Genomic DNA, 13,548 nt, shown 5'->3' with positions numbered 1-13,548 from the left:
CAACTTCAACTTCGTACGTTGCTTTGCAGCGCCGTTGTCCGTCTCAGTGGGGTCGCATTATAGGGCGTTCCAAAAAAGGATCAAGCGTTTTTTTGAAAAAACTTATAAAAATGGATCGTTCGAGGGAAAAATGAGCTAAAACACTCAAAATGATTAATTAACGTACTAAACCTTTTATCTGGCGCTTAAATAACAATCAAAATTTCCTCTAATGAACCAAGCTTTCTCAATTACTGCGTTCACATGAATAAGGGTAATGATCATCTATCGAATCAGTTTTCGTACTATATAGTAAAAATAGACTTAGAATTAAGGTAGTCAGTGGAGTTTGGCCGGTAAAGTTCTAAGTTGTTTTACAGTAAACAACACAGCTTAATATAGACAACATTATACTGTTACAAATTGAAGTGGCGGAAGACAGACTTCAGTGGAAGCGCAATAACGATGAAATACTGAATAACAAAAAAGGTCGCCTAAGCGACCTTTTTCTACCAAGTTAGATTATGACTAATCTATTACTCGATGATTGTAGCTACAACACCAGCACCTACTGTACGGCCACCTTCACGGATCGCGAAACGTAGACCTTCGTCCATCGCGATTGGGCAGATTAGCTCAACAGTCATCTTGATGTTGTCACCAGGCATTACCATTTCTACGCCTTCTGGTAGCTCGATGTTACCAGTTACGTCAGTTGTACGGAAGTAGAACTGTGGACGGTAGCCTTTGAAGAATGGAGTATGACGACCACCTTCTTCTTTCGAAAGTACGTATACTTCTGAAGTGAATTTCGTGTGTGGCTTGATTGAACCAGGCTTACATAGTACTTGACCACGCTCAACCTCGTCACGCTTAGTACCACGTAGAAGTGCACCAACGTTCTCACCCGCACGACCTTCGTCTAGAAGCTTACGGAACATCTCAACACCTGTACAAGTTGTCTTCGTTGTATCTTTGATACCTACGATTTCAACTTCTTCGTTGATGCGGATGATACCAGCTTCAACACGGCCTGTTACTACTGTACCACGACCTTGGATTGAGAATACGTCTTCGATAGGCATGATGAATGGCTTATCGATTGCACGCTCTGGCTCTGGGATGTATGAATCAAGTGCTTCTGCAAGCTCAATGATTTTCGCTTCCCAAGCAGCATCGCCTTGAAGTGCTTGAAGTGCTGAACCTTTGATTAGTGGAAGGTCATCACCTGGGAAATCGTACTCAGAAAGAAGCTCACGAACTTCCATCTCTACTAGCTCTAGAAGCTCTTCGTCGTCAACCATGTCACATTTGTTCATGAATACGATGATGTATGGTACACCAACTTGACGAGAAAGTAGGATGTGCTCACGCGTTTGTGGCATTGGGCCGTCAGTCGCAGCTACTACTAGGATAGCGCCGTCCATCTGTGCAGCACCAGTGATCATGTTCTTAACGTAGTCAGCGTGTCCTGGACAGTCAACGTGCGCATAGTGGCGCGCTGGTGTGTCGTATTCTACGTGTGAAGTATTGATTGTGATACCACGCTCACGCTCTTCTGGTGCGTTGTCGATTGACGCGAAGTCTTTCGCCTGACCACCGTAAGTTTTTGCTAGAACAGTAGAGATTGCTGCAGTTAGAGTTGTTTTACCGTGGTCAACGTGGCCGATTGTACCTACGTTTACGTGCGGTTTCGAACGTTCAAACTTTTCTTTTGCCATTTTAAAAATTCCTATAAAAGAAATTAAAGTCCGATCCTACGACCGGACCGAACTAAAATTACTTCACAGCGCGAGCTGCAATAATTGTATCCGCAACATGTTTAGCGGCCTCAGCGTACTTAGAAAATTCCATTGAGTACGACGCGCGACCTTGTGTTGCAGAGCGAAGATCCGTAGCATAACCGAACATTTCAGAAAGTGGAACTTGTGCATTAACTTGCTTCATACCACCAAACGAGTCTTCCATGCCCTCAATTATACCGCGGCGACGATTTAAATCGCCGACTACATCACCCATGTTTGCTTCAGGGGTAATGACTTCAACTTTCATAATAGGTTCAAGAATAACAGGGTCGGCATCAAGCGCCCCTTTCTTAAAGCCTATTGCGCCTGCAATCTTAAACGCCATTTCACTCGAGTCCACATCATGGAACGAGCCATCAAACAACGTTGCTTTAACACCCAATAAAGGATAACCGGCAAGAACACCTTGACGCATCGCTTCTTGAATGCCTTTATCAACTGCAGGGATGTACTCTTTCGGAACCGTACCACCTACAATAGCATTTTCAAACTCGTAGATTGGTGCTTCGATATCCGAAACGTCCATCGGCTCCAGTTTAAGCCAAACATGACCATACTGACCTTTACCACCAGATTGGCGAACGAACTTACCTTCAGCCTCTACAGACTTACGGATAGTTTCGCGGTACGCAACCTGAGGCTTACCTACGTTACATGCCACGTTAAATTCACGTTTCATGCGATCGACGATAATTTCTAAGTGTAGCTCACCCATCCCTGAAATGATCGTTTGACCAGTTTCTGGATCAGTTTCTACACGGAAAGATGGATCTTCAGCAGCTAGTTTACCTAACGCGATACCCATTTTCTCTTGGTCAGCAATCGTTTTTGGTTCAACCGCAACAGAAATAACAGGATCAGGGAATTCCATGCGCTCAAGCGTGATAACGGACTCTTGGCTACACAAAGTGTCACCTGTAGTCACGTCTTTCAAACCGATCGCAGCGGCGATATCACCTGCATGCACTTCTTTAATTTCGTCGCGATGGTTAGCGTGCATTTGCACGATACGACCAAAACGTTCTTTTTTGTACTTAACTGGATTATAAACTGCGTCACCCTGTTTAACAGTACCAGAGTAAACACGGAAGAACGTCAGTGAACCAACAAATGGGTCAGTGGCAATTTTAAATGCCAACGCCGAAAAAGGCGCATCATCACTTGCTGGGCGCGTTGCTTCAGAACCGTCTTCAAGTACACCGTCGATAGCCTTAACTTCCGTCGGTGAAGGAAGATATTCAACCACTGCATCAAGTACAGCTTGAACACCTTTATTCTTGAAAGCACTACCAACGGTCATTGGAACAATTTCGTTCGCAAGCGTACGTTGGCGGATAGCGGCTTTGATTTCTGCTTCGCTTAACTCACCTTCTTCTAAATATTTGTCCATCAGTTCTTCAGATGCTTCTGCAGCGCTTTCAACTAAGTTGGCACGCCATTCATCCGCTAAATCTTGAAGTTCTGCTGGGATCGCTTCATAAGTGAATGTCATCCCCTGGTCTTCTTCATTCCAGTTGATGGCTTTCATCTTAACGAGGTCGATCACACCTTTAAATTCATCTTCAGCACCAATCGGTAACTGAATTGGCACAGGGTTAGCACCAAGGCGCTTTTTAACCTGACCCACAACTGAAAGGAAATCCGCACCTGTACGATCCATCTTATTGACGAAAATCATACGTGGTACTTCATACTTGTTAGCTTGACGCCAAACCGTTTCAGTTTGTGGCTGTACACCTGATGAAGCACATAGCACAACAACAGCACCATCTAGTACACGCAAAGAGCGTTCTACTTCGATAGTGAAGTCTACGTGTCCGGGAGTATCGATGATGTTGATGCGATGCTCAGCGAACTGAGCATCCATACCTTTCCAGAAACACGTTGTCGCAGCAGACGTGATAGTAATACCACGCTCTTGCTCCTGCTCCATCCAGTCCATAGTTGCAGCACCATCATGCACTTCGCCAATCTTGTGAGAAAGACCAGTGTAAAACAGAACACGTTCTGTTGTAGTGGTTTTGCCTGCATCTACGTGAGCACAAATACCGATGTTACGGTAGCGCTCAATAGGAGTTGTACGTGCCATAGTATCCTCTTAAAGGTTCTGGGCAGATTACCAACGGTAGTGAGCGAATGCTTTGTTCGCTTCAGCCATACGGTGAACGTCTTCACGCTTCTTAACCGCAGTGCCTTTGTTGTCAGCTGCATCTAGCATTTCTTGAGCAAGACGTAGGCCCATTGATTTTTCGCTACGCTTACGAGCAGCTTCAACTAACCAACGCATGCCAAGCGCGTTACGACGCACTGGACGAACTTCAACTGGTACTTGGTATGTTGAACCACCAACACGGCGAGATTTAACCTCTACCTGTGGGCGAACGTTATCAAGTGCCGATTCAAAGATTTCTAGGTGCGACTTGCCTGATTTCTCAGCAGCCACGTCTAACGCACCGTATACGATTTTTTCAGCAGTAGATTTCTTGCCGTCTAACATTACTACGTTAACGAATTTAGCAAGAAGTTCTGATCCGAACTTCGGATCTGGAAGAATTTTACGTTGACCTATTACGCGTCTTCTTGGCATTTTATATCTCCGGTATCTTCAGGTTCGTGCTCTACACGAATTCCCAAAACAAATTTTTACTACAAATGTTTAAGTGCTTGGCCTTACTAACGGAGTACCATTAGCCCTTAGGACGTTTAGCACCGTACTTAGAACGAGCTTGCATACGCTTGCTAACGCCAGCACAGTCAAGCGCACCGCGTACAGTGTGGAAACGCACACCTGGTAAGTCTTTAACACGACCACCACGGATTAGAATAACACTGTGTTCTTGTAAGTTGTGACCTTCACCACCGATGTATGAAGTTACTTCAAAGCCGTTCGTTAAACGAACACGCGCTACTTTACGTAGTGCAGAGTTTGGCTTCTTAGGTGTTGTTGTATATACACGAGTACATACACCACGCTTTTGTGGACAAGCTTTAAGAGCAGCTGAGTTGCTCTTAGTAACCTTGCTACGACGTGGCTTACGCACTAGCTGGTTAATCGTTGCCATTAAATAGCTCCTGATTTAATAATTACTACTGAAAAATTTAGAAATCGTACCCTATTTACTCAGATTAATTTTTTTACCGAATAAATGGGTGGCCGAATTTTAATGACCAAAGTTTAACCTGTCAACCAAAAGTATCCTTCAGAGTTCCGATATCCATATAGATGACGCGCGAAGCGGGAGTTTAGAACAAATAAAAGACAATCTGATGACAAGAAAACCGCATTAAAATCTGTTAATTAAGGCCTCTCACTTAAAATGGAAGGCCTTACAACAAAAAGCCGTGGCTAAACCACGGCTTTTTTAGGATAAGGCAAGTGCCTTATTCCTTATTCGTCACCACTACCTAGAAGGTCAGCGTTTAGTGCATCTGTCAGCGCCTGAGTCGCTTCTTCCGCACTTACCGTTTGCTCAACAGGCTCTTCAGCCTCTTTGCGACGGTTGATACGCTCTTGGTGATAAGCAAAACCAGTACCTGCTGGGATCAAACGACCAACGATTACGTTTTCTTTCAGACCACGTAGTTCGTCTTTCTTACCATTTACCGCTGCTTCCGTTAGAACACGCGTTGTTTCTTGGAACGACGCTGCAGAGATAAACGATTCAGTCGCAAGTGATGCCTTCGTGATACCCATTAGCTGGATTTCAAACTTAGCAGGGATCTTGCCTTGTGCTTCAAGTTCACGGTTAGCGATGTTTACGCGTGCAACTTCTACTTGCTCGCCCGCAAGGAACATTGAATCACCACCATCTAGAATCAAACACTTACGTAGCATTTGACGAATGATAGTCTCGATGTGCTTATCGTTAATCTTTACACCCTGTAAACGGTATACTTCTTGTACTTCGTTTACGATGTAGTTAGATACGTCAGTCACACCACGAAGACGTAGGATGTCATGTGGAGATTCTGGACCGTCTGCGATCACTTCACCACGCGCTACCGTTTCACCTTCGAATACGTTCAATTGACGCCACTTAGGAATCATCTCTTCGTATGCTTCACCTTCTGCAGGCGTGATAACCAAACGTTTCTTACCCTTCGTCTCTTTACCGAAGCTTACAGTACCTGTAACTTCAGCAAGGATAGCTGGATCTTTTGGTTTACGCGCTTCGAAGAGGTCAGCAACTCGAGGTAGACCACCCGTGATGTCGCGAGTTTTCGAACCTTCCTGCGGGATACGCGCTAGAACTTGACCTGGAAGTGCTGTTGCACCATCAGAAATCTCGATCGTCGTAAATGACGGAAGACGGATTTCTTGTAAACCACGTACATCGTTCTCGATGATTAGCTTAGGCTCCTTCGCGTTTACTTTCGCAAGGTCCTTAACTACCACACGCGTTAGACCTGTTAGGTCATCCGTTTGTGCTTCAGTGTTCGAATCGTCGATATCGCTAAACGTGACTTTCGATTCATGTTCAAGGATGATTGGGTGGCTATGTGGATCCCACGTTGCTACCACGTCATTACCTTTAACTTGCGCACCGTCTTTAACTGACAATACCGCACCGTAAGGGACTTTATAACGCTCTTTCTCACGACCTTGGTCATCAATTACAGCGATTTCGGTTGAACGTGATGTAATAACAATCTTGCCATCCGCATTCAATACGAATTTCGCATTGTGAAGCTTCAAGTTACCATTGTTCTTAACTTGTACACTGTTCTCTGCAGATGCTCTTGATGCCGCACCACCGATGTGGAATGTACGCATCGTAAGCTGTGTACCCGGCTCACCGATTGATTGAGCTGCGATAACACCAACTGCTTCACCCGCATTAATCAGGTGGCCACGAGCAAGGTCACGACCGTAACAGTGTGCACACACACCAAAATCGTTTTCACACGTGATAACAGAACGTACAACTACTTCGTCTACTGAATGCTCTTCTAAAAGGTCACACAGTTTTTCGTCTAGCATTACGTTACGTGCAACAAGTACGTCTTGCGTGCCTGGGATCATTACATCTTCAGCCACAACACGACCTAGTACACGCTCACGTAAAGGCTCAACAACGTCACCACCTTCAATAAGCGGCTTCATCATTAGACCATTCGTTGTACCACAGTCAGTCTCATTGATTACCAAGTCTTGTGCTACGTCTACTAGACGACGCGTTAGGTAACCCGAGTTCGCTGTCTTAAGTGCCGTATCGGCAAGACCTTTACGCGCACCGTGCGTCGAGATGAAGTACTGTAGTACGTTCAGGCCTTCACGGAAGTTAGCTGTGATTGGCGTCTCGATGATTGAGCCATCCGGACGTGCCATTAGACCACGCATACCTGCTAGCTGACGAATCTGAGCCGCGCTACCACGAGCACCTGAGTCGGCCATCATAAACACTGAGTTAAATGATGCTTGCTCTTCTTCTTCGCCTTTCGCGTTGATTACCGTATCTTTTGACAAGTTAGCCATCATTTCACGTGATAAGTTTTCGTTAACACGTGACCAAATGTCGATAACTTTGTTGTACTTTTCACCCGCAGTAACCAAACCTGATTGGAACTGTTGGTTGATTTCCGCCACTTCCGCTTCTGCAGCTTCAATGATAGACGCTTTCGTTGGTGGGATAACCATATCGTTAATACCGATAGAGACACCCGACTTCATCGCGTAATGGAAACCTGTGTACATAACTTGGTCAGCAAACACGACTGTGTCTTTAAGACCTAAGCGACGGTAACACTCGTTTAGTAGACCAGAAATTTGTTTTTTGCCTAGTGCACGGTTGATAAGCTCGAACGGCAAACCTTTAGGAAGGATTGACGAAAGAATCGCACGACCTACTGTTGTTTCAACAACCGCAGTGACCGGTGTTTCGATGCGTGTTTCTGCAGCAATGTGTACTTCAGAAATACGAACTTTAACACGTGCGTGTAGCTCAGCTTGACCTGTACGGTATGCTTTTTCTGCTTCTTTTGGATCTTTAAATACTAGACCTTCGCCTTTCGCATTAATGCGATCACGCGTCATGTAGTAAAGACCTAATACAACGTCCTGTGACGGAACGATAATTGGCTCACCGTTCGCTGGAGATAGGATGTTGTTTGTCGACATCATTAGAGCACGAGCTTCTAATTGCGCTTCTAGTGTTAACGGTACGTGTACCGCCATTTGGTCACCGTCGAAGTCAGCGTTGTATGCCGCACACACCAATGGGTGTAGTTGGATCGCTTTACCTTCGATTAGCACAGGTTCGAACGCTTGGATACCCAAACGGTGAAGTGTTGGTGCACGGTTCAGAAGAACTGGATGCTCACGGATCACTTCATCTAATACGTCCCAAACCTCTGGAACTTCACGCTCAACCATCTTCTTCGCAGCTTTGATGGTTGTTGCCATACCACGGCGCTCTAGCTTGCCGTAGATGAATGGCTTAAATAGCTCAAGTGCCATCTTCTTAGGAAGACCACACTGGTGAAGACGCAGATATGGACCAACTGTGATTACAGAACGGCCTGAGTAGTCAACACGCTTACCAAGTAAGTTTTGACGGAAACGACCTTGCTTACCTTTGATCATGTCTGCAAGCGACTTAAGTGGACGCTTGTTCGAACCTGTGATCGCACGACCGCGACGACCGTTATCTAATAGCGCATCAACCGCTTCTTGTAACATACGCTTTTCGTTACGCACGATGATATCTGGCGCAGCTAGGTCTAATAGACGCTTCAAACGGTTGTTACGGTTGATTACACGACGGTACAAGTCATTCAGATCTGAAGTCGCAAAACGACCGCCATCTAGTGGTACTAGTGGACGTAGATCTGGTGGAAGTACTGGTAATACAGTCATGATCATCCACTCAGGGTTGTTACCTGATTGGTGGAATGATTCCATTAACTTAAGACGCTTAGTGATTTTCTTACGCTTGGTTTCAGAGTTAACGGTTGGTAACTCTTCACGCATTTCAGCAATCAGCTGTGCAAGATCAAGCTCACGAAGTAGGTCTAGAATCGCTTCTGCACCCATTTTCGCTTCAAAATCATCACCATGCTCTTCTAGAGAGTCTAGGTATTCTTCTTCTGTTAACAGCTGACCACGCTCTAGCGTCGTCATACCAGGCTCTGTTACTACGAATGATTCAAAGTAAAGAATACGTTCGATATCACGCAACGTCATATCAAGCATCAAGCCGATACGAGACGGAAGTGATTTTAAGAACCAAATGTGCGCAACTGGGCTTGCCAATTCGATGTGACCCATACGGTCACGACGCACTTTAGTCAATGTAACTTCAACACCACACTTTTCACAGATAACACCACGGTGTTTCAAGCGTTTGTATTTACCACACAAACACTCATAGTCTTTCACTGGGCCGAAAATACGGGCACAGAATAAGCCATCACGCTCAGGCTTGAAAGTACGGTAGTTGATCGTTTCTGGCTTCTTAACTTCACCATACGACCATGAACGCACCATATCAGGTGAAGCAAGACCAATGCGAATCGCATCAAACTCTTCGGTCTTGTTTTGTTGCTTCAGAAACTTAAGTAAGTCTTTCACCTTAGCTCTCCTGTCGGAGGTTAATCTTGAGGGCAAGCGCTGCTTGCCCCTTCATTCTTGCAGTCCGGGAAACGCCGAAGCGTTTCGGATTAAAGTTCTTCTAACTCGATGTTAATACCGAGTGAGCGGATTTCTTTCAACAATACGTTGAACGATTCCGGCATACCTGGCTCCATCTTATGGTTGCCATCGACGATGTTCTTATACATCTTCGTACGACCGTTCACGTCATCCGACTTCACTGTCAACATTTCTTGTAGCGTGTAAGCAGCACCGTATGCTTCAAGTGCCCATACTTCCATCTCACCGAAACGCTGACCACCGAACTGAGCCTTACCACCCAACGGCTGTTGAGTAACTAGGCTGTAAGAACCAGTAGAACGCGCATGCATCTTGTCATCAACCAAGTGGTTAAGTTTCAGCATGTACATGTAACCTACTGTTACAGGACGCTCAAACGAATCACCTGTGCGACCATCAAATAGCGTGATTTGGCCGCTTGATGGGTAGCCACCAAGTTCTAGAAGTTCTTTAATTTCAGATTCTTTCGCACCATCGAACGCAGGCGTTGCGATTGGTAGACCACCTTTGAGGTGCTCAGCCAAACGGCGAACTTCTTCGTCAGAGAATGTGTCAATGTCCACTTTCTGACGGCAGTCACCTAATTCGTATACTTTCTTCAAGAAGTCACGAATTTCAGCAAGTTTTGCCTGTTCTTTGATCATGTCTTCGATACGCTCACCGATACCACGTGCCGCAAGACCCATGTGCGTTTCTAAGATCTGACCGATGTTCATACGAGATGGTACGCCCAGCGGGTTCAATACGATGTCTACCGGACGACCTTTTTCGTCGTATGGCATGTCTTCGATTGGTACGATGTTTGAGATAACACCTTTGTTACCGTGACGACCCGCCATTTTATCACCTGGTTGAATGCGACGTTTGACCGCTAGGTAAACTTTCACAATCTTCAATACGCCAGGTGCTAGATCATCACCTTGTGTGATCTTACGGCGTTTGTCTTCAAACTTCTTGTCGTACTCAGCTTTAACTTCATCGTACTGTGCAGCAAGTTGCTCAAGCTCAGCTTGCTTTTCTTCATCCGCAAGGCTTTGCGTTAGTAGTTTTTCAGCATTCAAGCCTTCAAGCTTCTCTTCACTCACGCCAGCTGCTACAAGTAGCGAACGAGCACGTGCAAGGATACCGCCTTCAAGAATACGGAATTCTTCGTTGAAGTCCTTCTTCGCTTCACGCAACTGCATCTCTTCAACTTCAAGCGCACGCTTGTCTTTCTCTACGCCGTCACGGGTAAATACTTGAACGTCGATTACGGTACCAGAAACTGAGTTTGGCACACGTAGCGAGCTGTCTTTAACGTCAGATGCTTTCTCACCGAAGATAGCTCGTAGTAGCTTTTCTTCTGGAGTAAGTTGCGTTTCACCTTTAGGTGTCACTTTACCAACAAGAATATCGCCGCCTTTTACTTCCGCACCGATGTAAACAACGCCTGATTCGTCAAGCTTGCTTAGTGCAGATTCACCGACGTTAGGAATATCCGCAGTAATTTCTTCTGGGCCTAACTTCGTGTCACGAGCGATACACTGTAGTTCTTGAATGTGGATAGTCGTTAGACGATCTTGGTCAACTACGCGCTCAGATAATAAAATCGAGTCTTCGAAGTTGTAACCATTCCACGGCATGAACGCCACGCGTAAGTTTTGACCAAGTGCTAAGTCACCTAGGTCTGTTGAAGGACCATCAGCAAGTACGTCACCACGTACAACCGGCTCACCAACCATCACAGTTGGTTTTTGGTTGATACACGTGTTTTGGTTAGAACGTGTGTACTTAGTCAAGTTGTAGATGTCGATACCCGCTTCACCTGGAACGCGCTCATCGTCATTTACGTTGATTACGATACGGCTCGCATCAGCGTATTTCACTACACCGCCACGTTTTGCAACAATCGTTACACCCGAGTCTTTCGCAAGCGTTAACTCGATACCAGTACCAACTAACGGCTTATCAGCGCGTAGCGTCGGTACAGCTTGACGTTGCATGTTCGATCCCATCAATGCACGGTTAGCGTCATCGTGTTCTAGGAATGGGATAAGTGCCGCAGCCACAGAGATAACCTGCTGTGGAGATACGTCCATATACTGGATGTCTGCTTGACCCATAAACGTCGATTCGCCTTTGAAACGACATGGGATAAGCTCATCAGTAAATTCATTGTTGTCGTTCAGCGTGGTGTTAGCCTGAGCGATAACGTATTGGCCTTCTTCGATAGCTGATAAATAATCAACTTCGTCACTCACAACACCATTAACAACTTTACGGTATGGTGTCTCTAGGAAACCATAATCGTTTGTACGTGCGTACGTTGAAAGTGAGTTGATCAGACCGATGTTTGGACCTTCAGGCGTTTCGATTGGACATACACGTCCGTAGTGCGTTACGTGAACGTCACGTACTTCGAAGCCTGCACGCTCACGTGTCAAACCACCCGGGCCTAATGCAGAAATACGACGCTTGTGCGTTACTTCTGAAAGCGGGTTGTTTTGATCCATGAACTGTGACAATTGAGAAGAACCAAAGAATTCTTTAACTGCCGCTGAAATAGGCTTCGCATTGATCAAATCTTGTGGCATAACTGCATCAAGATCGCCAAGGCTTAAACGCTCGCGTACAGCACGTTCAACACGTACTAAACCTACGCGGAATTGGTTTTCTGCCATTTCACCAACAGAACGAATACGACGGTTACCTAAGTGGTCGATGTCGTCAACTTCGCCTTTACCGTTACGGATGTCGATAAGTACCTTCATCACAGAAACGATATCTTCTTTGCTTAGTGTGCCTAGACCTTCGTCTGTGTCATAACCTACACGGCTATTGAACTTCATACGACCAACCGTTGAAAGATCGTAGCGCTCTTCAGAGAAGAATAGGTTGTCAAACAACGCTTCTGCTGCTTCTTTCGTTGGTGGCTCGCCAGGGCGCATCATGCGGTAAATTTCCACAAGTGCTTCTAAACGATTGTTTGTTGAGTCAATACGTAGCGTTTCCGACATGTATGGACCGCTGTCTACTTCGTTGATGTACAACGTAGCGATTTGCGTGTAGCCCGCTTTTACAAGCTCAGCTAACAATTCTAGTGACAGCTCAGCGTTTGCTTCAGCGATGATTTCACCCGTTGACTCGTCAACGTAGTTTTTCGCAAGCACACGGCCAATAACATATTCGTGAGGAACTTCTAACTGTGAAATACCTAACTTTTCGATGTTCTTGATATGACGAGCCGTAATACGGCGACCTGCTTCTACAAGCACTTCACCTGACGGATCTTTAATATCAAAAACAGCTGTTTCACCACGTAAACGTGATGGAACAAGTTCCATCATTACCTTACCGCCTTGAACTTCGAACGTTGTTGTTTCGAAGAATAGCGCTAGTACTTCTTCAGTAGTGAACTCAAGAGCACGAAGAATGATAGAAGCTGGTAATTTACGGCGACGGTCGATACGAACGTAAAGGTTATCTTTTACGTCGAATTCGAAGTCTAACCATGAACCACGGTAAGGAATTACGCGCGCGTTATACAGAACTTTGCCTGACGAGTGCGATTTACCACGGTCGTTATCGAAGAACACACCAGGGCTACGGTGCAACTGAGAAACGATTACACGCTCCGTTCCGTTGATAACGAAAGTACCAGTGTCGGTCATGAGCGGAATTTCGCCCATATACACTTCTTGTTCTTTAATGTCTTTCACTGTGCCTGGTGCTTCTTTGTCCATAAGGACTAGACGCAACTTTACACGCAATGGCGCTGCGTATGTAACACCGCGAATTTGACATTCTTTCACATCGAACACCGGCTCGCCAATACGATAACTTACGTACTGGAGCTCAGCATTACCTGAGTAGCTCTTGATAGGGAACACTGAACGGAAAGCTGCTTCCAATCCGTGATCACCATCAGGGTCCGCTGCTAAGAATTTTTTATACGATTCCAACTGCATTGACAGCAAGAACGGTATGTCCAAAACTTGTGGACGTTTGCCAAAATCCTTACGGATACGTTTCTTTTCAAGATAAGAGTAAGCCATGGGGTTCCTCAGCTTGCTGATCTTTGACCCAACCTGTTCGGGTAGAACAGACATAACAGGCATCTAAGCCATGAATACA

General features: G+C 45.6%; 6 protein-coding genes. All 6 read right to left on the bottom strand.

Annotated features, from left to right (window positions below):
• Positions 1-515 precede the first annotated feature (515 nt).
• Positions 516-1,700, bottom strand: a complete 1,185-nt coding sequence (gene tuf / locus NI389_RS11720; protein WP_308359513.1) for an elongation factor Tu — start codon at positions 1,698-1,700, stop codon at positions 516-518.
• A 58-nt stretch (positions 1,701-1,758) separates the two neighbouring features.
• Positions 1,759-3,873: an elongation factor G gene (gene fusA, locus NI389_RS11715; RefSeq protein WP_308360077.1), complete on the bottom strand. Its 2,115-nt coding sequence runs from the start codon at positions 3,871-3,873 to the stop codon at positions 1,759-1,761.
• A gap of 27 nt (positions 3,874-3,900) precedes the next feature.
• Positions 3,901-4,371, bottom strand: coding sequence for a 30S ribosomal protein S7 (gene rpsG / locus NI389_RS11710; protein WP_040649843.1), 471 nt, complete (start codon positions 4,369-4,371; stop codon positions 3,901-3,903).
• Positions 4,372-4,471: 100 nt separating this feature from the next.
• Entirely contained in the window at positions 4,472-4,846 is a 375-nt protein-coding gene (gene rpsL, locus NI389_RS11705) for a 30S ribosomal protein S12 (RefSeq protein WP_208842207.1), read from the bottom strand.
• A 326-nt stretch (positions 4,847-5,172) separates the two neighbouring features.
• Positions 5,173-9,354 carry a DNA-directed RNA polymerase subunit beta' gene (rpoC, locus tag NI389_RS11700; RefSeq protein ID WP_308360076.1) on the bottom strand — a complete coding sequence of 1,394 codons (4,182 nt, stop codon included), beginning with the start codon at positions 9,352-9,354 and terminating at the stop codon, positions 5,173-5,175.
• Between the two features lie 89 nt (positions 9,355-9,443).
• Positions 9,444-13,469 (bottom strand): DNA-directed RNA polymerase subunit beta, encoded by a 4,026-nt coding sequence (gene rpoB / locus NI389_RS11695; protein ID WP_208842205.1) that lies wholly within the window; start codon positions 13,467-13,469, stop codon positions 9,444-9,446.
• Between the last annotated feature and the right edge of the window lie 79 nt (positions 13,470-13,548).

It is taken from the genome of Pseudoalteromonas xiamenensis, assembly GCF_030994125.1.
Classification (GTDB): Bacteria; Pseudomonadota; Gammaproteobacteria; order Enterobacterales; family Alteromonadaceae; genus Pseudoalteromonas; species Pseudoalteromonas xiamenensis_B.
The sequence above is the reverse complement of the archived record's forward strand: the minus strand, read 5'-3'. Positions and strand labels throughout refer to the sequence as shown.

Bases quoted from the DNA above. Each gene is read 5' to 3' on its own strand.
- rpoB (WP_208842205.1), bottom strand. From the start codon at position 13,469: ATGGCTTACTCTTATCTTGAAAAGAAACGTATCCGTAAGGATTTTGGC.
- fusA (WP_308360077.1), bottom strand. From the start codon at position 3,873: ATGGCACGTACAACTCCTATTGAGCGCTACCGTAACATCGGTATTTGT.
- rpsG (WP_040649843.1), bottom strand. From the start codon at position 4,371: ATGCCAAGAAGACGCGTAATAGGTCAACGTAAAATTCTTCCAGATCCG.
- tuf (WP_308359513.1), bottom strand. From the start codon at position 1,700: ATGGCAAAAGAAAAGTTTGAACGTTCGAAACCGCACGTAAACGTAGGT.
- rpsL (WP_208842207.1), bottom strand. From the start codon at position 4,846: ATGGCAACGATTAACCAGCTAGTGCGTAAGCCACGTCGTAGCAAGGTT.